Source organism: Brevundimonas sp. FV1ye28 (genome assembly GCF_058681135.1).
In genome coordinates this window covers 208,416-226,965 of sequence record NZ_CM178731.1, presented here as the reverse complement: position 1 = coordinate 226,965, position 18,550 = coordinate 208,416, and the positions used below count along the sequence as shown (strand labels likewise).

Annotated in this window: 26 protein-coding genes; 18 read left to right on the top strand and 8 right to left on the bottom strand. The window is 66.6% G+C overall.

The window, feature by feature from the left end:
• Positions 1–156 precede the first annotated feature (156 nt).
• From ACW171_RS01165 to ACW171_RS01155, 3 genes are read left to right on the top strand one after another with little or no spacing between them, the layout of a single operon-like run.
• Positions 157–765, top strand: a complete 609-nt coding sequence (locus ACW171_RS01165) for a hypothetical protein (protein ID WP_492095150.1) — start codon at positions 157–159, stop codon at positions 763–765.
• A gap of 27 nt (positions 766–792) precedes the next feature.
• Positions 793–1,461: a uridine kinase gene (gene udk, locus ACW171_RS01160; protein WP_492095148.1), complete on the top strand. Its 669-nt coding sequence runs from the start codon at positions 793–795 to the stop codon at positions 1,459–1,461.
• Between the two features lie 55 nt (positions 1,462–1,516).
• On the top strand, positions 1,517–2,158 hold the full coding sequence (locus ACW171_RS01155; RefSeq protein ID WP_492095147.1) for a TetR/AcrR family transcriptional regulator C-terminal domain-containing protein: 642 nt from the start codon (positions 1,517–1,519) through the stop codon (positions 2,156–2,158).
• Here ACW171_RS01155 and pdxH read toward each other — a convergent pair.
• Complete coding sequence (pdxH, locus tag ACW171_RS01150) at positions 2,155–2,829, bottom strand: pyridoxamine 5'-phosphate oxidase (protein ID WP_492095145.1); 675 nt, start codon at positions 2,827–2,829, stop codon at positions 2,155–2,157. The genes ACW171_RS01155 and pdxH overlap by 4 nt on opposite strands.
• Before the next feature lie 76 nt (positions 2,830–2,905).
• Between pdxH and ACW171_RS01145 the strand changes: the two genes are divergently transcribed.
• From ACW171_RS01145 to ACW171_RS01115, 7 genes are read left to right on the top strand one after another with little or no spacing between them, the layout of a single operon-like run.
• On the top strand, positions 2,906–3,622 hold the full coding sequence (locus ACW171_RS01145; RefSeq protein ID WP_492095144.1) for a DnaJ C-terminal domain-containing protein: 717 nt from the start codon (positions 2,906–2,908) through the stop codon (positions 3,620–3,622).
• A gap of 52 nt (positions 3,623–3,674) precedes the next feature.
• The gene (locus tag ACW171_RS01140) at positions 3,675–3,878 is read left to right on the top strand and encodes a type II toxin-antitoxin system VapB family antitoxin (protein WP_492095142.1); all 204 of its coding nucleotides are present in this window, start codon (positions 3,675–3,677) and stop codon (positions 3,876–3,878) included.
• Entirely contained in the window at positions 3,878–4,249 is a 372-nt protein-coding gene (locus ACW171_RS01135) for a type II toxin-antitoxin system VapC family toxin (RefSeq protein WP_492095140.1), read from the top strand. The genes ACW171_RS01140 and ACW171_RS01135 overlap by 1 nt, the downstream gene beginning before the upstream one ends.
• 5 nt (positions 4,250–4,254) lie before the next feature.
• Complete coding sequence (gene aroC / locus ACW171_RS01130; protein WP_492095139.1) at positions 4,255–5,337, top strand: chorismate synthase; 1,083 nt, start codon at positions 4,255–4,257, stop codon at positions 5,335–5,337.
• Between the two features lie 24 nt (positions 5,338–5,361).
• Positions 5,362–5,616: a BrnT family toxin gene (locus ACW171_RS01125; protein ID WP_492095137.1), complete on the top strand. Its 255-nt coding sequence runs from the start codon at positions 5,362–5,364 to the stop codon at positions 5,614–5,616.
• The gene (locus tag ACW171_RS01120; RefSeq protein ID WP_492095135.1) at positions 5,600–5,908 is read left to right on the top strand and encodes a BrnA antitoxin family protein; all 309 of its coding nucleotides are present in this window, start codon (positions 5,600–5,602) and stop codon (positions 5,906–5,908) included. The genes ACW171_RS01125 and ACW171_RS01120 overlap by 17 nt, the downstream gene beginning before the upstream one ends.
• Before the next feature lie 40 nt (positions 5,909–5,948).
• A complete protein-coding gene (locus tag ACW171_RS01115; RefSeq protein WP_492095133.1) occupies positions 5,949–6,221 on the top strand; it encodes a hypothetical protein in 273 nt (90 codons plus the stop codon).
• Here ACW171_RS01115 and queE read toward each other — a convergent pair whose 3' ends face one another.
• Positions 6,222–6,857 carry a 7-carboxy-7-deazaguanine synthase gene (gene queE, locus ACW171_RS01110; RefSeq protein ID WP_492096569.1) on the bottom strand — a complete coding sequence of 212 codons (636 nt, stop codon included), beginning with the start codon at positions 6,855–6,857 and terminating at the stop codon, positions 6,222–6,224.
• Positions 6,854–7,588 (bottom strand): 7-cyano-7-deazaguanine synthase QueC, encoded by a 735-nt coding sequence (gene queC, locus ACW171_RS01105; RefSeq protein ID WP_492095131.1) that lies wholly within the window; start codon positions 7,586–7,588, stop codon positions 6,854–6,856. Before queC ends, queE begins: the two co-directional genes overlap by 4 nt.
• A gap of 202 nt (positions 7,589–7,790) precedes the next feature.
• Between queC and ACW171_RS01100 the strand changes: the two genes are divergently transcribed.
• Positions 7,791–9,416, top strand: a complete 1,626-nt coding sequence (locus ACW171_RS01100) for a response regulator (protein ID WP_492095129.1) — start codon at positions 7,791–7,793, stop codon at positions 9,414–9,416.
• Between the two features lie 24 nt (positions 9,417–9,440).
• Here ACW171_RS01100 and ACW171_RS01095 read toward each other — a convergent pair whose 3' ends face one another.
• The gene (locus ACW171_RS01095) at positions 9,441–10,520 is read right to left on the bottom strand and encodes a 2OG-Fe(II) oxygenase family protein (protein ID WP_492095128.1); all 1,080 of its coding nucleotides are present in this window, start codon (positions 10,518–10,520) and stop codon (positions 9,441–9,443) included.
• A 112-nt stretch (positions 10,521–10,632) separates the two neighbouring features.
• On the opposite strand from ACW171_RS01095, the gene ACW171_RS01090 reads away from it, so the two are divergent.
• Both ACW171_RS01090 and ACW171_RS01085 read left to right on the top strand, forming a co-directional pair.
• Entirely contained in the window at positions 10,633–11,157 is a 525-nt protein-coding gene (locus ACW171_RS01090) for a sigma-70 family RNA polymerase sigma factor (RefSeq protein ID WP_492095126.1), read from the top strand.
• Complete coding sequence (locus ACW171_RS01085) at positions 11,141–11,911, top strand: anti-sigma factor family protein (protein WP_492095124.1); 771 nt, start codon at positions 11,141–11,143, stop codon at positions 11,909–11,911. Before ACW171_RS01090 ends, ACW171_RS01085 begins: the two co-directional genes overlap by 17 nt.
• Positions 11,912–11,914: 3 nt before the next feature.
• Here ACW171_RS01085 and ACW171_RS01080 read toward each other — a convergent pair whose 3' ends face one another.
• Positions 11,915–12,946: a ligase-associated DNA damage response exonuclease gene (locus ACW171_RS01080; RefSeq protein ID WP_492095122.1), complete on the bottom strand. Its 1,032-nt coding sequence runs from the start codon at positions 12,944–12,946 to the stop codon at positions 11,915–11,917.
• Positions 12,947–13,008: 62 nt separating this feature from the next.
• Here ACW171_RS01080 and ACW171_RS01075 point away from each other — a divergent pair, with 62 nt between their 5' ends.
• From ACW171_RS01075 to ACW171_RS01055, 5 genes are all read left to right on the top strand, one after another.
• Complete coding sequence (locus ACW171_RS01075; protein ID WP_492095120.1) at positions 13,009–13,482, top strand: PaaI family thioesterase; 474 nt, start codon at positions 13,009–13,011, stop codon at positions 13,480–13,482.
• Positions 13,479–13,877: a PaaI family thioesterase gene (locus ACW171_RS01070; protein ID WP_492095118.1), complete on the top strand. Its 399-nt coding sequence runs from the start codon at positions 13,479–13,481 to the stop codon at positions 13,875–13,877. The genes ACW171_RS01075 and ACW171_RS01070 overlap by 4 nt, the downstream gene beginning before the upstream one ends.
• 149 nt (positions 13,878–14,026) lie before the next feature.
• Positions 14,027–14,407: a hypothetical protein gene (locus ACW171_RS01065; protein ID WP_492095116.1), complete on the top strand. Its 381-nt coding sequence runs from the start codon at positions 14,027–14,029 to the stop codon at positions 14,405–14,407.
• 88 nt (positions 14,408–14,495) lie between these two features.
• On the top strand, positions 14,496–14,924 hold the full coding sequence (locus ACW171_RS01060) for a hypothetical protein (RefSeq protein WP_492095114.1): 429 nt from the start codon (positions 14,496–14,498) through the stop codon (positions 14,922–14,924).
• 47 nt (positions 14,925–14,971) lie between these two features.
• Positions 14,972–15,607, top strand: coding sequence for a S24 family peptidase (locus ACW171_RS01055; RefSeq protein WP_492095112.1), 636 nt, complete (start codon positions 14,972–14,974; stop codon positions 15,605–15,607).
• A 123-nt stretch (positions 15,608–15,730) separates the two neighbouring features.
• On the opposite strand, the gene ACW171_RS01050 is transcribed toward ACW171_RS01055, so the two are convergent.
• The 3 genes from ACW171_RS01050 to ACW171_RS01040 form a co-directional block, all read right to left on the bottom strand.
• The gene (locus ACW171_RS01050; protein ID WP_492095110.1) at positions 15,731–16,210 is read right to left on the bottom strand and encodes an SH3 domain-containing protein; all 480 of its coding nucleotides are present in this window, start codon (positions 16,208–16,210) and stop codon (positions 15,731–15,733) included.
• Positions 16,211–16,338: 128 nt separating this feature from the next.
• Entirely contained in the window at positions 16,339–18,009 is a 1,671-nt protein-coding gene (locus ACW171_RS01045; protein ID WP_492095108.1) for a lysine--tRNA ligase, read from the bottom strand.
• Between the two features lie 41 nt (positions 18,010–18,050).
• Positions 18,051–18,518 carry a hypothetical protein gene (locus tag ACW171_RS01040; RefSeq protein WP_492095106.1) on the bottom strand — a complete coding sequence of 156 codons (468 nt, stop codon included), beginning with the start codon at positions 18,516–18,518 and terminating at the stop codon, positions 18,051–18,053.
• Positions 18,519–18,550 lie beyond the last annotated feature (32 nt).

Sequence of the window (18,550 nt, the reverse complement as noted above, 5' to 3'; positions counted from 1 at the left end):
CTTGGCGTCACGCTAGCCGAGGTGACCGCTGATAAGCAACGTGACGCTAGGTCACCGCGACACCTCACCGCGAACGGCGTTGTGAGCTTCACCGTTGCGTCCTGGCCGGATTTGCCGTCACCTCCGTCGCTGCAACATCGAAATGGACGTCCGGATATGCGTATCGCCACCCGCACCGCCCTCGCTTTCACCGCCCTCGTGGCCGTCGCCGCCTGTGATCGGACTGCGACACCCGCTCCGGCCGAGCCGGCGGCCCCCGCCGCGTCGCCTGCCGTCGCCGCCAAAGCCGAGCCGGCTGTGGGACAGAGCGTTTCAGGCGGCGGCCTGACCATCGAAGGCGAAGGTTTGCGTCTGTTCGACGATGCCGGCGCGGCCCGCGCCATCCCCTTCGGCACACCCCAGGCAACCGCCATATCCGTCGTCGCAGCCTCTCTCGTCGGTCCCGCTCCCGAGGTCACCACCAACTCGGAATGCGGAGCAGGCCCGACCCAATTCGCCCAGTTCTCCAACGGGCTGCAGTTGGCATTCCAGAACGAGCAGTTCCAGGGCTGGTTCGTCGACAAGCCGGGCCTGACCACCGTGGACGGCGTCGGCGTCGGCTCGACACGCGCCTCGATCGAGGAAAGCCGCACGGTCGAGATGCAGGAAGACAGCACCCTCGGCGCCGAGTTCTCGTCCGGCGACCTGGGCGGCATCCTGACCAATGCGACCCCGCAGGGAACGGTCACCAGCCTCTACGCCGGCCTGACCTGCTTCTTCCGCTGACGCCCGGCGGTCTCTAGAAGGCCCGCCATGACCATTCTGATCGCGATCACCGGCGGCTCCGGCTCTGGCAAGTCCACCCTGGCCGAGGCCCTGCTGACCTCCCTGCCCGCCGGCGCGGCCGCACTCATGCGCGAGGATTCCTACTACCGCGACGCAGCCTCCCTGCCCGGCTTCGACGCCGCGACCTTCGACTTCGACGACGTGGCGGCCCGCGACCACGACCTGCTGATCGAAGACCTGAACCGGCTGAAGGCTGGAAAGCCGGTGACGGCCCCCGTCTATTCCTTCATCCATCACGGGCGCGAGCCGGACGGCGAACCGATCCCGGCGGCCGAGGTGGTGATCGTCGAGGGCACACACGTTCTCTGCACCCCGGCCCTGGCCGACCTGTTCGACATCCGCGTCTTCGTCGACACGCCCGCCGACATCCGCTTCATCCGCCGCCTGTTGCGCGATCAGGCCGAACGCGGTCGGACAGCCCATTCGGTAATCGACCAGTATCTGAAGACCGTTCGTCCCGGACACGAACGCCTGACCGAACCGTCCCGCACCCGCGCCGACTTCATCATCGCCGACGCCACCGCCGCCGTTCGCCTGGACGACCCTCAGGCCGTGGTGCGGCTGGCCGCACCGGTCCTGGCCCACCCGCTGCTGGCGCCTCTGCGCCCTGTTGAGTTAAAACCTGTCGAAACCTGACGATCGGCCATCCGACATCGCCAGCCTGGACATTTTGGCTAACCCTAGAGGCCTTATGCACTCACTGGCCGAAAACGAACGGGGCGCGACCAAGACCCCGAAGGCAGACCCCCGGCGCGACAACATCGTTCGCGAGGCGCGACGACATTTCATGTCCGAGGGTTACGCGGCGACGCGGATCGAACCGATCGCCCGGGCGGCGGCCGTCTCCACCGCGACCCTCTATGGCTATTTCCCGTCCAAGGGCGATCTGTTCACCGCCGTCATCGCCGACGCTTCGGAGGATTTTTCCGAACAGATGAAGAGCGTCCGCTGCGACGCGGGCGACGCCCGAACGCGCCTGACCCGTTTCGCCCTCGCCTACGCCGGCTTCATGGGCGACCCTTTCGTCCGGTCGGTGTTCCGCCTGGTGATGGCCGAACGTCCGCGCTTCCGCGATGTCGCCATGGGCTTCTTCGAGCGCGGCCGTACCGATTTCGGTCGTCCGCTGATGGAGGCCCTGACCGACCTGGCCGCTATTGGCGACCTCAAGTTCGACAAGGCGTCCTGGGCGGCTGGCCAGTTGATGGGCATGATCGAACACCCGGTCTTCCTCATGCCTCTGGTCACCGGCGACGAAGTGCAGGCCACACGCAGCCCCGAATCGATCGCCGCCGACGCCGTCGAGACCTTCCTGGCCCGCTACGGAACGCCTTAGGGCTGCAGGCGCTTCCGGCTCCAGCCGTCGCCATCGCGCGTGAACAGCAGTCGATCGTGCAGGCGGAACGGCCGGTCGCGCCAGAACTCCACGGTTTGAGGGATCACTCGCCAGCCCGTCCAGTGTGCGGGTCGGGGCACGTCCTTGCCCTCGAAGCGTTCGGTTTCCCGCGCCACCGCAGCTTCCAGATCAGCGCGGCTCGCCAGCGGACGTGACTGGTCCGAGGCCCAGGCCCCGATGCGGCTCTCTCGCGCCCGACTCGCGAAATAGGCGTCGGCCTCGGCCTCGTTGACGGGCTCGACCGCCCCACGCACCCGCACCTGACGCCGCAGCGACTTCCAGTGGAACAACAGGGCCGCGCGGGGCGCCGCGCTCAGTTCGATCCCCTTGGCGCTCTCCTGGTTGGAGTAGAAGGTGAAGCCACGCTCATCGACATCCTTCAGCAGAACCATGCGGCTATCCGGAGCGCCCCCGGCGTCCACGGTCGACAGAGCCATCGCGTTGGCGTCGTTCGGCTCATGCCCCTTCGCCTGCTCGAGCCATGCGACGAACAGGGCGATCGGCTCGGACCGTTCGAAGATCGTCTCGTCGCCATTGGCCGCGAGGGCGGCGGCATAGTCACGAGCATAGTCTTCGCGCGAAGGGCTGGGCGGAATGGCGGCGTTGGTCATGGGGCGCATATAGCAAGGGCGTCGCCGACCTGCACGGTTAACCCGGCATTGACCATGGTCACGGCCTATGGAGGGCATGAGCGCCCCCGGCCCCAGCCTGAACGAAGCCTTCGCCGTCCTGGGCCTGCATGGCCCGACGGAACAGGAGGCGCTGACCCGCGCCTTCCGGCTGGCGGTCAAGGGCGCCCGTCCCGACCTGCCGGGCGGTGACGCCGAGCGGTTCCGCCGGGTCATCGCCGCCTACCGCCTGATCCAGTCGCACGGCGCGCGTCCGGCCATCGCAGCGCCTGTTCTGCGGCCGACCGCCCTGCCCGTCGTGAACCTGACGCCGCTGGAAGCCGTGCTCGGCGGCGAAACCACCGTCCGGCTCGGCGACCGCATCCTGCGCGTCCTCGCCCCGGCTGGAATGCGAACGGGCGAACATCTCCGCCTCAAGAGCGGCGCCGAAGACGGTGCAGACCTCTATCTGCCCGTCTTGATCCGCCCCTCCGAAGGCATGAGCGTCATGGGCGACGACCTGTATATGAGCGCGCCCGTCCCCACGCGCGTCCTCGCCGATGGCGGCCGCGTGGAGATCGAGACCCACGCCGGTCCCCGCGATGCCTGGGTCGCCCCTGGCCTGACCACGCCGGTCCGGCTGCGCCTGCGCGGCCTGGGCATGCCCGCACGCGGCTGCCGACCCCAGGGTCATCTGTTCGTCTCGCTGAAGCCGTCCGAAGACGCCCCATCGGCCGCTGAAGATCTTCTGGCCCGCTTCACCCGCGTCTGGACGCCAGACCGGCTGGCCGCCTGATATTGCCAAGACGCACCTGAAAGCGCATCATTTGATGCGTAAGGAGATGCGCATGCGAACGACTGTGACGATTGACGACGCCCTGCTCGAGTCGGCCAGCGAGTATAGCGGCCTGACGGAGAAGTCGGCGCTGATAAATCTAGCTCTGAAGCGCTACGTCGAGAGCGAAGCGTCTCGCAGACTGGCAAGGATGGGCGGTAGTCAGCCTGACTTCGAGGTTCCGGCGCGCCGCCGCTGGAGCGTCCAAGAAGACTGATGGTGCTCGCAGACAGCTCTATTTGGGCCGATCACCTTCGCTCGGCCGACGAGTTGATGACGCACCTTCTGGCTACCGACCAGATCGTCATGCATCCATTCGTGCTGGGGGAGTTGGCTATGGGAAATCTGCCTGATCGCCCGAGGTTCCTCAAACGACTGGCCGACCTTCCCACGATGCGAAAGGCGGGGGATGAAGAAGTGATGCAGTTGATTGAGGTCGGGGATCACTCCGGAAAAGGCTTGGGTTGGGTGGACATGCACCTGCTGGCGTCCGTACTGCTCGACGCTCGCGTCACCTTCTGGACGCGCGACCGCCGCCTCAACACGGCCGCATCTGGCTACGGTCGTAGCCTGGCGGCGCATCACTGAACCCAATGTCTCACAACACCTTCGGCCATCTTTTCCGCGTGACGACCTGGGGCGAGAGCCACGGTCCGGCGATCGGCTGTGTCGTGGATGGATGTCCGCCGTTGATTCCGCTCACGGAAGCCGACCTCCAGCCCTGGCTCGACCTGCGCAAGCCCGGCGGCAGCCGCTTCGTCACTCAGCGCCAGGAGACCGACGTCGCCCGTATCCTGTCCGGCGTCTTCGACGACGGCGCGGGTCAGGTCACGACCGGGACGCCCGTCGCCATCCACATCGACAACGTCGACGCCCGTTCCAAGGACTATGGCGAGATCGCCCGCGCCTATCGCCCGGGCCACGCCGACCTGACCTATCAGACCAAATACGGCGTCCGCGACCATCGCGGAGGCGGCCGATCCTCCGCCCGCGAAACCGCCAGCCGTGTCGCAGCCGGAGCCGTCGCGCGGCGAGTGCTGGGCGACGGCATCGTCATCCGCGCGGGTGTCGTACAGTTGGGCCCGCACCGGATAGCGCCCGAGGCGGTCGATTTCTCCGCCGTCTACGACAACCCCCTGTTCGCCGCCTCGGCCGAGGTCGTGCCCGCTTGGGAAGCGTATCTGGACGGCGTCCGCAAGACCGGCTCCTCCATCGGCGCCGTCGTCGCGCTCGAGGTCACGGGGGTGCCCGCCGGCTGGGGCTCGCCGCTCTATGGTAAGCTCGACGCCGAGCTGGCTGCGGCCATGATGTCCATCAACGCCGTCAAGGGCGTGGAGATCGGCGCAGGCTTCGGCTCGGCCGAACTGTCGGGCGAGGAGAACGCCGACGAAATGCGCCTCGACGACGGCAAGATCGTCTTCGGCTCCAACCATGCGGGCGGCATCCTGGGCGGCATCTCGACCGGCCAGCCGCTGATCGCCCGCGTCGCCTTCAAGCCGACATCCTCGATCCTGACGCCTCGCCGGACGGTGACCCGCGACGGAACCGAAACCGATCTTCGCACCAAGGGCCGCCATGACCCCTGCGTCGCCCTGCGCGGCGTTCCCGTGGTCGAGGCCATGGCCGCCTGCGTCCTGGCCGACGCCCTGCTCAGGCACCGCGCCCAGGTCGGTTGAAGTCGAGGGTCAGATCGTATATACATGATCGACTTCGACCCGGACAAGGACGCCGCCAACGTCGCCAAGCACGGCATCTCCCTTTCGCGGGCGAGCGATCTGGTCATCGAGGCTATCTGGCCTGACCCATTTTCCTCGGAACTGCGGTGGCGGGCCTTTGGATGGATCGAGGGAAAGACGTTCTGTCTGATTTTCACCAACCGCGATGGCAGACGTAGAGCCATCAGTCTCCGCCGCGTCCACAGCAAGGAATTCCGTCGCTATGTCGACCCCGCCTGAAACGCCCGGAGTCTTCGATGATGGTTTCGAGCCCGACCTCACCGATCCCGACAATCCAGAGCTGACCAAGGAGGATTTCACGCGATCCTTGCGGCCGGGGAAATTTCCGGAGTGGGTGTTCGAGGCCTTTCCGAACACTCCACGCCCCGTTCGCGGTGCACAGAAATCAGCAACCAAGACCCCCATCTCCCTCCGCGTCGATGCCGATGTGCTGGAACGCTACCGAGCCACGGGCCCCGGTTGGCAGGGTCGGATGAACGACGCCCTGCGCAAGGCGGCCCCCGGCGGTTGAGGTCATCTTCCGTTCACCCTGTTCCGCTTAGATGCGCGCCATGATCCAGACCCTGTCGCGCACCGCCGCCCTCGCCGCCGTCCTGGGCGGTTCGCTGATGCTCCAGGGTTGCCTGGTCGGAGCCGTGGTCGGCACGGCCGGGGCCGTCGTCGGCGGCGCGGCCAAGGCGACCGGAGCCGTCGTCGGAGCCGGTGTCGATGCCGTCACCACCTCCGATGAGGAAACCCGCGCCCGCCGCGAGCGCGAACAGCGCGACTATGAGCGCGAGCAACGCCGCTGCGAACAGCGCCGCGCCAACGGCCAGCGCTGCTAGTCAGCGCACTCCGATGTATTTGTGCGTCTGGATGCTGAGCCGCCATTTCGGATGGCGCAGGCAATAGTCCATGGCCGCGGCCGTGTTGGCCGCCTGATCCGGCCCGTCCATCGGCTGGAGCCAGAATCGCTCGAAATCCAGGTCATCGAACCGATCGGGCATGGCGAGCGCCTGCGGATAGACCAGCTTCAGCTCCTGCCCCGAGGTCTGGACCACCGGCGCGGCGGCCTTCGGACTGACGCAGACCCAGTCTATCCCATCGGGCGCTGGGATCGTGCCATTGGTCTCGACGGCGATGTCGAAACCCCGGTCGTGCAGAGCCTGGATCAAGGGCGCGTCCAACTGCAACAGCGGCTCCCCGCCCGTGCAGACGACCAGCTTGGGATCCCCGTCCCGTCCGATCCAGAAAGAGGCGACATGATCGGCCAACGCCTGGGCATCGCGGAACTTGCCGCCGCCGCCGCCGTCCGTGCCGACGAACTCGGTGTCACAGAAGGTGCAGACGGCATCCGCCCGGTCCTGTTCGCGCCCGGTCCACAGATTGCAGCCGGCGAAGCGCAGGAAGACCGACGGACGACCCGCCTGACCGCCCTCTCCCTGCACCGTCAGGAAGGCCTCCTTGACCGCATAGGTCATCGCGACTTCAGCCACTCTCGCCAGCCGGCGGCGCGCAGTTCGCAGGCCGGGCAGTCGCCGCAGCCATAGCCCCAGTCATGCCGATGCGTGCGGTCGCCGCGATAGCAGGTGTGGCTCTCCTCGACGATCAACTCGACCAGAGGGGCGCCGCCGAGCCCATGCGCCAGTTCCCAGGTCTGGGCCTTGGTCAGGTACATCAGCGGGGTCTCGATCGGCGACGGCTTGTCGAGGCCCAGGGTTAGCGCTCGCTCCATCGCGCTGATCGTGTCGCGTCGACAATCGGGATAGCCTGAGAAGTCCGTTTCGCACATGCCGCCCACTAGCACCGCCAGCCCACGTCGATCCGCCAACGCCGCCGCACAGGTCAGGAACACCAGATTGCGCCCTGGCACGAAGGTGTTGGGCAGCCCCCGCGCCCCGACCTGGATCGCCCGGTCGGTCGTCATCGCCGTCTCGCCGATGGCCCCGAAGCCCGTCAGGTCGATGACGTGGTCCGGCCCCAGGCGCCCGGCGAACTCGGGCAGGACTTTCGACATCCCGTCACGGACACGAAGCCTCGCCTCCATCTCGACGGCGTGACGCTGGCCATAGTCGAAGCCGACCGTCTCGACACGCTCGTAGCGCTCCAATGCCCAGGCCAGGCAGGTGGCGCTGTCCTGTCCGCCTGAGAACAGGACCAGAGCGTCGTGGGCGGTGTCGGTCGCCAGGGTCAGGATTTGGGTTTCGGTCATGACAGTTCTGCGGTCGGCCTTTGGGCCGCGCGCATCGGGTTCAGTACAGAGATGAATAGGACACCCATCCCTACACCAGACTGAACGATCCGGCAAAAGCGACCCGTGTGATCCGGCAAGCAAAAAGGGCGATTTTCGGACTTAACGATTTTGCAAATGCTTTTCCCGCATTGTCCACCGGTATCAGGGAGTTTCGGCCAGTATGCCGACGATCGAAGTTCTGACCGAACGCGCCGACCCGGTTCCGCCGACGACGTCGGCGGCCGACATCTTCGCTCGCTTCCAGCGCGAACCGGACACTCTGGTCATTCCGGTTGTGGAAAACGATCGCCCCGTCGGCCTCGTGGAGCGGAACAGCTTCCTCCTCAAGATCGCCGGTCCCTTCGGCCATGCCCTCTACGCCAATCGTCCCGTCTCGAACGTCATGGATCCCGAACCGGCGGTGGTCGACGCGGGCGTTCGCATCGACGCCTTCTGCGACATCCTGATCAAGGGCGGCGCGGGGTCGCTGATGCGCGGCTTCATCGTCACCCACGGCGGTCGTTATCGGGGCGTCGGCACGGCCGTCTCCCTGCTCCAGGCCGTCAACGAACAACAACGCGCCCAGAACGCCGAACTGGCCGAACAGCAGCGCGCCCTGACCGACAGCCGAACCCAGGCCCTGGCCTCCGCCCGCGCCAAGAGCCAGTTCCTGGCCATCATGAGCCATGAGCTGCGCACGCCGATGAACGGTGTCCTCGCCGTCGCCGAACTGCTTCGTCGCCAGCCCCTGAACGATGCGGCCCATTCTCATGTACAGACGATCGTGGACTCGTCGGAAACCCTGCTTCGCATCCTTCAGGACGCGCTGGACCTCTCGCGCGCCGAGGCCGGCGAGCTGGAGATGACCCCGACCCCGACCCCGCTCCGCGCCCTGATGGACGACATCGAGGCCATGTGGGCGCCCCGCGCATCCCAGGATCACGTCCGCCTCATGGTGGGCTACGAAGGCGACACCGAACTGACCGCCGACATCGACGGCGTCCGCATCAAACAGGTCTTCAACAACCTGATCGGCAACGCGCTGAAATTCGCCCGCAACGGCATGGTCGAGGCCAGCCTCAAGGCCTGGTCCGAGAACGGCGTGGTCCGGATGGAAGCTCGCGTACGCGACGACGGCCCCGGCGTGGACGCCGACAACGTAGACGCCATCTTCGAACCCTTCGTGCACGGCTCCGGCCCCGACGGCGCAGGCCTTGGCCTGTCGATCTGCCGCCAGGTCGTCGAGCGCCTGGAAGGTCGGATCTGGGCCGAAAACAACGCCGGTCGCGGCGCCACCTTCGCCTTCGACGTTTCGGCGCCCCTTTCCGAACCGGTCGAGCAGAACGCCTCCAACGTCTCCGCCCTGGCCGAGCTGGAGCTTCAATCCAATCCCCACATCCTGATCGTCGACGACAACGCCACCAACCGCGTGGTCGCCCAGGCCCTCTGCGAGATGTTCGGCTGCTCGTCCGAGACCGCAGAAGACGGCCTCGATGCGCTTGAGGCGGTTCAAGCGCGTCCCTTCGACATGATCCTGATGGATATCAAGATGCCGCGCATGGACGGCGTCCAGGCGACCCAGGCCATCCGCGCCCTGTCGGGACCTGAGCGCAACATCCCGATCATCGCCCTGACCGCCAACGCCGACCCCGACGACGCGAAACACTACCTCTCGATCGGCATGGCCGCCGTCGTCGAAAAGCCGATCAAGCCCGAGCGCCTGCGCATGGCGATGAATGCCGCCCTCGCCGAACCGGCAGAGGTGGAAATCGCCACCCCCGTGGCCCGCAAGGGTCGCGCGGCCTGATCGCAGCCCGCCAGATCCTCGAAGTCAGGCGAGGACCTTAGGTCGTCCTTCCGTCGGCTGCAGATCGAGGAATCCCGCATTCTCCCGGCGAATCCTGGCCATCGCGTCGTCGTAGAAGAAGGGCAGGAAGGCATAGCGCGAGCCCTTGGTGACCGGGGTCGCCTCGTGCAGCAGCGCGCAGGAAAAGATCACGGCTCCTCCCGTCGGCGGTCGATAGGTTCGATGCCCGTACTCGGGAAAGCGCAGATCGCCGCCTTCGAACGCCTCGGCGTTCAGGTTGATCGAGCAAGCGAACTGTCGGTGCGCCGTGCCTTTGGTCGTGTTGTCGCGATGCGCCTTGAAATATCCGCCGTCCGCGGCGTCGTAGCGCGCCACAATGTAGCGCTCCATGCGCGTCACATTGAACATGAAGGTCTTGGCGATCTGCGGCAGGAGCCTGAGCCGGATGCGTTTCTGGATCTCGGCCTTCAACGCCTCATCCTCGACATTGGCGTCGCGGCGCTTCTTGGTGTCGTCCAGAACCCCGACTGTGCGTCCGTCGATCTCACGCATGACGCCGGAGGGCCCGCCGCCGTCGGCGGTGTAGACGTCGATCAGCTTGCGGCAGAACTCGGGCTCGAAGATGCGGGGAACGATCAGGACAGGGGCGTGTACGGGGACGCCCGCGTGGGCCTCGGTGTCATTCATCGCCCGCATTTCGGCCAGGGTCTCCGGCCAGGCGGCCAGAGGACGGCTGCTGATCACACGCATCGTCGGATCCAGGAGGACCCACTGGCCCATGATCGACCGATCCGCCTGCTGAAGGCCGTACTGGGCGGCGATCTGGCCTTCCGCATCGTGGAAATAGCGGATGCCTGGCAGCCTCGATGTCAGCGAGGCGAAATCCGCTTCCTCCCGGACGATGCCGAAGAATGTGCGGGTCTTGTCATCGAACAGGTTCGCACTCTGCCGCAGAGCCGCCTCCGCAGCCTCCCTTTCAGGTCCACGATCCGGCAGGAAGGCAAGCAGCACGAACAGCCCGCCGAGGCTGCCAAACGAAAAATCCGGCCGCTGGTGGGTGGCGGCCTTGAAGACGGGCGCGCTGACGCCGCTCAGAAGGGGCATGGCGCGACGTCGCGAAGATGGAAATCGAGGGTCATGATCGGCTTACGAGCGGCCCCACGTCATATTCCGCGATCGAGGGAATAAATTTCATGGCCGCGACGTAAGCACCGCAATGAACCGCGATCGCACAGACGACCTGACTGCGAGCCTGCCGGCCCTGCTGCGTTTCGCGCGCTCGCTGACCCGCGACCCGACGGCGGCCGACGATCTGGTGCAGGACGCCGTGGTGCGAGCGCTGGAGCGCGATGTCCGCTTCGACACCAACCGGAGCTATCAGTCCTGGCTTCTGGCCCTGACCCACAATCTTTTCATCGACGGCTGGCGCAGACAGCGTGTCTGGGATCGTCACCGGGTCGAGGTCGCCGACGCGGCCTTCGACCGCGTCGAACCTTCACAGGAACAGTCCGCGATGCTCAACGAGGTGCTCAGGGCGTTCGAGGCCTTGTCGACCGAGCAGCGAGCCGTGATGCACCTGGTGGTCATCGAGGGAGCCTCCTACGCAGAGGCGGCCGACATCCTGAATGTGCCCGTCGGCACGGTGATGTCTCGGCTGAGTCGCGCCCGACAGGGGCTCAAAGTCCCGCCGCAGCCTGTTTCGAAGGCCCATGTCAGATTGGTGAGTGACCGCGATGCATGATCCCGAAATCACCGAGGTCGACCTGATGGCCTATGTGGACGGCCAGCTCGACGAGCCGCGTCGTCTGGCAGTCGAAAGCGCGCTCTCGCGAAATCCTTCGGCCGCAGCGGACATGATGGGGGACTTGGCGCGGCGGACGGCTTTGCGCGTCGCTACGGGCGTCCTGCCGCTTCGCCCCTCGCCCGCGCTCGAAGCGCTCGTCGGATCGGAGGACCGCCCTCGCCAGGCTCGGACCGTCATCTCGTGGCGTCCTCTCGCCGCCATGGCGGCCGTGATCGCAGCGGGCCTTCTGCTGGGGTTCGGTCCCGATGCCTATCAGGTGACGCGGATGATCACGGGAACCCCGGACTATCTGGACGACGCGGTCCAGTCGCGCGACGCCAGCCTGATCCGCACCGCGATGTCGTCACGTCCAAAGGTTCCCTGGATGAGGCCCGGCGACATTCGCACGGCCATCCGCATACGCCTCCCGGTGCTTCCGGACGGCTGGCGATTGGTCGATGTTCAGGTCTTTCCGTCCGACCTGGGTCCAAGCGCACAGCTTCTGATCGATACCGGAGACAATGGTCAGGTCTCCCTGTTCTCCTCGATGACGCGGGGCGACGAAACCTTCGAGCCCGTGGTGGTCGATCGCTTCGGGGAAACCATGGTCTTCTGGGAGATCCAGGGTCAGTCCTTCGTCATGATCGGCGATCAGCCTCGGACGGAGCTGCGCGACATGGCGGCAGACCTGTCCGACAATCAGCTTCTCTAGCGATCAATCCGGTCGTTCAGCCGGAGCCTCGTCGTCCTCTTCGTCATAGCCGACCAGCCTGAGCGCCCGCGCCTTCATGCCGTTGATCTCGGCCCAGCGCAGCAGCCCCTCCTCGCGGCCGTGGGTGATCCAGACCTCTTCCGGCCGGATCTCCTCGAAGGTGGCGATCAGTTCGGGCCAGTCGGCGTGGTCTGAGATCACCAGGGGCAGTTCGACGCCCCGCTGTCTCGCCCGCGCCTTGACCAGCATCCAGCCCGAGGCGAACGCCGTCACCGGATCGGCGAACCGCCTGGCCCATCGATCCTGGATGGCCGACGGCGGCGCGATGGCGACCTCCCCGCCCAAGGCGTCCTTCTTCAGCCCTGTCGCCGGCAGGATCGGCCCGAGGTCCATGCCCTCACGCTCGTAAAGTCGGTTCAACCGCTCCAGCGCGCCGTGAACATAGATCGGTCGCTCCCAACCCGCCTCGCGCAACAGTTTGATCACGCGCTGCGCCTTGCCCAGGGCATAGGCCCCGACGAGATGTGCTCGCTCGGGGAACTGGCCTAGCGACTGGACCAACCGCGCGACCTCCTCAGCGTCCGGCGGATGGGTAAAGACCGGCAGGCCGAAGGTCGCCTCCGAGATGAAGACATGGCAGGGCACCGGTTCGAACGACACACAGGTCGGGTCGCGACGGCGCTTGTAGTCGCCCGACACCACCATCGTCAGGCCCTGATAAGTCACGACAGCCTGGGCCGAGCCCAGCACATGGCCCGCCGGGACGAGCTTGATCTCCACGCCGTTGTGGGTCGCCGTCTCGCCATAGGGGACCGGCTGGCGCAGCACCGTGAAATCCTCGCCATAGCGTTCGGCCATGATCGCCAAGGTCTGGCCGGTCGCCAGCACCGCCCCGTGACCCGATCGCGCGTGATCGGAGTGGCCATGGGTGACGACGGCCCTCGGAACAGGCCTCACTGGATCGACGTAGAAGTCTCCCGGCGGGCAATACAGGCCGGCCGGGGTCGGCCTCAGCAGGTCTTCGGGGCGGATCATGTTCGGGATATGGGTTCAGGTCGGGGCTTGCGCAGGGATGCTCGCCCGATAAGGACGATCTCATGAGCGATACGTTCCTGACCACCCTGATGCCTCAGTTGGCCTCGGGCGCCGCCCACACCCACGCCCTGGGCTTCGTCTATGAGGGAATCGTCGGCGACCGGGTCCGGCTGCGCACGCCCTGGCGGCCCGATCTGGTCGGCGATCCGGAGACGGATGTCATCGCCGGCGGCCTGGTCACCGCCATGCTGGACCATGTCGGAGGCCTCGCCGTCTGGACCGCTCTGGGCCGCTACGAGCCCATCGCCACCCTCGACCTGCGCGTCGACTATATGCGCCCGGCCAGGCCGCGTGTGGATCTGCTCAGCGAGGCCCGCTGCTACCGCGCCACCCGCACCATCGGTTTCGTCCGCGCCTGGGCCTTCGAGGACGATCCCGCCGATCCCGTCGCGGCGGCCCAGGCGACCTATGTCATCTCGTCCGACGGCGGCCGCGGCCCCGGCGCCAACCTGAAGCCGAAGGCGGACCGCGCATGACCGACCTGCTCGCGTCCATCCCCTATGCCCGTTTCCTCGGCCTGCGGACCGAGATGGAAGACGACGTCCTGACGGTCATCATGCCGTTCGCCGATCACCTGGTCGGCAATCCCATGCTCCCGGCCCTGCACGGCGGCTCGACGGCGGCGATGCTGGAGCTGACCGCCGTGGCCCAGGTCGCCCACACCTGGCCGCGCCTGCGCCTGCCGCGCCCCATCACGGTGACCACCGCCTATCTGCGATCGGGCAAGCCCATGGATGTCTACGCCCGCGCCCGCATCTCCCGCGCCGGCCGCCGCGTCGCCCACGTCCTTGCCGAGGCCTGGCAGGAGGATCCGTTGCAACCGATCGCCAGCCTGACTGCGCATTTCTCGATGGACGATCACAACTCCTGATCATCGCCAGCTTGGCCGGTCGATGTCCCCTGTGGATCAGCAGGAACGGCGGACGCGTCCTCGCTCGAATGGTTAAGGAAATCCTACCAACCTCACCCTAGACGTGTTAACGCTCTCTTCACCAATGTAACTTTTTGGAAGGGGCTAACATGGACCGGACTGAAGTCGTCGCCAGCGTCGCTGGTGATCTGTATGCGACCGAGCAGGCAGTTGACGCCGCCATCACCTCGGCGACCACCCTCGTTCAATCCATGATCGGTGCCCGCGCCCTTCTGAAGGTCTCGCCGGTCGCCGGTGCGGGCTCTCAGGCCAAGGCCATGGAAGCGATCGCCGCCCTCTCGGCCGCGCGCGAAGCCATCGTCGCCTGCCACACCGAACTGGCCAAGGACCACCGTCGTATGGGCTATGGCACATACAATGTCGGCCCGCTGGACAAGCCGGATGACGGCGACTGGGGCCAAGGCGTACCCCCACCCCCGTCGCTGGGCGAACAGAAGTTCACCACGGTGCGTCCAATTCGCGCTGCGTGAATTCGGGTTAATGTCGAGGACTCCGGTTTTCGCCTGACCAGACTCGAAGCATGATCGCCTCCGCGTCCTTCGACGCGGGGGCGATTTCATGTTGGACACCCTGTACTCGCAGATCGGCCTGTTGCCGATGGTGCTGGTCGGCATCTTCGCCTTCACCAAGGGCGACGAGCCGGAGCGCCTTGCCATGGGTGCCTATCTCCTGGGCTGGATGGCGGGAATGCTGATCCAGGCCGACGGCAATCGTCCGGGCTGGCAACCCGGCCTGTTTGCACTCGACGTCATCATGCTTCTGGTGTTTGGCGGACTGGCTTGGAAGTTCCGCCGGACCTGGCCGATCTGGGCCACTTCCTTGCAGCTCGTCATCGTGATGAGCCACTTGGTTGTCCTCTTCGACATGCGTGGGGGCATCATGTCCTTCTACACGGTCGTGAATCTGGCCGGATACGGCATCCTGCTCGCCATCGGCCTGGGCACGTTCTGGGCGTGGCAGGAGCGGCGCGCGGCAGGGCTGGAATAGGCCGAAATTCCTAGCTAGAGTAGTCGCCGAATCATTCGGCGGATCCCATGCCCCTATCCCACTCCAAAGTCTGGACCGCGCTCGACGAGATCGCGCGCCGAGAAGGCCTTTCCGTCTCCGGTCTGGCGCGACGCGCGGGCCTCGACGCCACCTCCTTCAACGTCTCCAAGCGATTTGGACCGGGTGAGGCGAAACGCCCTCGCTGGCCCTCGACCGAGAGCCTGACGCGGGTGCTGGAGATCGCCGGCCTGTCGCTGGCCGAGTTCGCCGCCCTCGCCGAGGATGACGATCAGGGCGCGCCCACTATTCCGCTGCTGGGCATGGCCCAGGCGGGCGCCGACGGTTTCTTCGACGATGCGGGCCTGCCCACCGGAGAGGGCTGGGACCAGACCGACCTCCCCCTGCCCCGCCCGTCCCTGTTCAGCCTTCAGATCACGGGCGATTCGATGGCGCCCCTCTATCGCCAAGGGGACCGCGTCCTGGTCGATCGCGACCGCACCGACGTCCGCAAAGGCGATCGCGTCGTCGTCCGCACGACCACGGGCGAAACCACGGCCAAGGAGATCGCCTCCCTGACCGCCAAGGCCGTGACGCTGAACTCGATCAACCCGGCCTACGAGCCGCGCGTCATCGCCCGCAAGGACATCGACTGGATGGCCCGCATCCTCTGGGTCAGCCAGTAGAGCCTCTCTTACTTTCGTCACCCTCCGTCCCAGCCAAACGGAGACCGGGGGATGACGGACAGGAGAAAGGGCCGCCCCCGTCGGAACGGCCCTGACTTCAGTCACGCTGTCAGCGTCTCAGCCTTAGTAGGGCTGGACATAGTTGGCGTTGACCCAGCCGCCGCCGGCGATCTGGACCCACTCACCTTGCGAGCCGACGGCCGTGAAGGGCTGGCCGGCCGACAGGCTGCCGGCCTGGCGATAGTTGGTGCCGGGACCCGAACGGATGCGCAGGTTCGACGCGGCGCGATACTGGGCGCCCGACGAGCTGGCCTGCGACGCGGCACGACCGCGCTGCTGGTTGCAGCCGATGTAAGAGCCGGCCGCCGCACCGGCCGCGCCGCCCGCGACGGCGCCGAGCGTGCGCTCATTCGAGGAAATCCGGCTGCCGGCCAGGGCGCCGAGCACGCCGCCGATCACGGCGCCGGCCTGCTGACGGCCGCCGGGGGCGTCACAGCTGGTGATCCCGTTGGACTGCTGGGCCTGGGCCGCCATGGGGGCGGCGGTGATCAGGGCGGCCAGTGCGGCTGCGGTGGCCAGGGTGGTGTTCAATGTCTTCGACATGGCTCTCTCCGTTTCATCGAGGTTGGTCGATGGCGTGAGAATGCGCCGCACCACATGAAGGCTCCCGGAGCGCTGCCGTTATTTTCGGTTCATGTACGCCAGAAGACATAAGCGCCACACGGTGGAGCCTAGCTCGCCAGTTCCCCGTTCGCCCCGGCCTCGATCAGCTGGATCGTCTGCGGCAGGCCATAGATGGCCGCAAACGAGCCGAACCGCGGTCCCTGCGAAGCGCCCAGCAGCACTTCGTACAGCGCCCCGAACCACCCGCGCAGCGGCTCGAACGCGTGTTCCTTGCCCACCGCATAGACTTCGCCCTGGATCAGTTCGCCGTCGGTCGTATCCGCCGGCAGGGCCTTCAGCCGCCCGGCCAGATCCAGCAACGCCACCTTCTCCCTGTCGTCGGGCAGGCGATAGGACTTCGTCGGCTTCACGAAGTCCTCGTAATAGTTCAGCGCCCGGTCCATCAGCCCGTCCAGCACCGGCTCGTTCTCGGCCGTCGCATCCGGCAGGTATTTGGCGAAATAGGCCCAAAGCTGCGCCTTCGACGACGCATTGGCCACGCCGACCAGGTTCAGCAGCAGGGCGAACGACACCGGCGAGGCGACCTTGGGCGGTACGCCCGCGTGGATCGACCAGACGGCGTTGTCGATCTGCTTGGCCGGCTCCTGCGTCCCGAAGGCATCGATGGCGCCGAGGTAGTCGTCGATCGCGCGCGGAATGACGTTGAAGTGCAACGACTTGGCCGACTTCGGCGACTGGAACATGTACCAGCTCAGGCTCTCCGGCGTTCCGTAGCGCAGCCACTGCTCCATCGTCAGGCCGTTGCCCTTCGACTTGGAGATCTTCTTGCCCTCGACGTCGAGGAAGAGCTCGTAGTTGAAGCCCTCGGGCGGCACGCCGCCGAGCGCGCGACAGACCTTGGACGACTCGCGCACACTCTCGATCAGGTCCTTGCCCGACATCTCGTAATCCACGTCCAGCGCGGTCCAGCGCATGGCCCAGTCCGGCTTCCATTGCAGCTTCACATGGCCGCCCGTGACCGGCAGTTCGGTGCGCCCGCCCGCCGGGTCGTCGAAGACGATGGTGCCCTTCTCGACGTTCCGCTCGAGCGTCGGCACCTGCAGCACATGGCCCGTAATCGGGCTGACCGGCAGGAAGGGCGAATAGGTCTCTCGCCGCTCCGGGCCGAGCGTCGGCAGCATGATCGCCTGAACCGCGTCGAACCGCTCCAGCAGCCGCAACAGGGTCTCGTCGAACCGTCCGCTCTTGTAGGTCTCGGTCGAGGACATGAAATCGTAATCGAAACCGAAACTGTCGAGGAAGGCTCGCAACCGCGCATTGTTGTGTGCGCCGAAAGTGTCGTGCGTCCCGAACGGATCGCGCACCCGCGTCAGCGACAGATGCAGGTCCTCGCGCAGCATTTCCGGGTTCGGTACGCCCTCGGGGACCTTCCGCAGCCCGTCCATGTCGTCCGAGAACGCGATCAGCCGTGTCGCCCAATGGTCGCCGGTCAGGGCGCGAAACGCGTTCCGCACCATCGTCGTGCGCGCCACCTCGCCGAAGGTCCCCATGTGCGGCAGGCCGGACGGGCCATAACCTGTCTCCAGCACCACCGGCTTCACCAGGGCCTCGAACGTCGCCACAGCCTCATCCGCCTTGCCGGCGTCGATCAGCAGTTTCGCCGCCGTGCGATCCGCGTCCGACAGACGCTTCTTCAGCACATGGTCCAGTAGGGCGCGGGCCTGTTCGAAGGGCCAGGACTTGGCGTCGCGCGCCAGGGTTTCGAGGTTCTGCAACATGGGCGCGGGTTTGCCGCCTCAGCGCCCGTGGGTCAACGCGTTCAGCGCCGCCCGATGGCCCAGGCGACCACCGCCAGACCCGCACCGACGATCAGGACATCCTCGATCACGCCGCTCTTCGTCTGGCCGATCTCGGCCATCGCCTTCTTGCGACCCGCCAGCGTCAGATAGGCCATCGGCACCGCCGTCCCGACCGCCAGGGCCGCGCCCGTCCGCTCATGCCCCTTCGGAGCCAGCGCCGCGCCCGCGATGCCGGCGCTCATCACCCGCGCCAAGAGTCCCAGAAACACCGTCCGGTCGGGCGCCGTCTTCATCTTGTCGCCGTACAGCTCGCCCGCCCCCATCGCCAGGGCCCCGGCGGTGAACAGAGGCTTGTCCAGCAGCCACAGCTTGCCCGGCGTCTTCCGGTGCAACACATGCGCGCCCGCCAGCGCCGCCATTGGCGTCATGGACCGGGCGCTGGCGACAGCGCCGATGAGGACGGAAGGCAGAAGATCGAGGATTTTCATGCGGCTTGAATGCGCTGGACCGTCATCGGTTC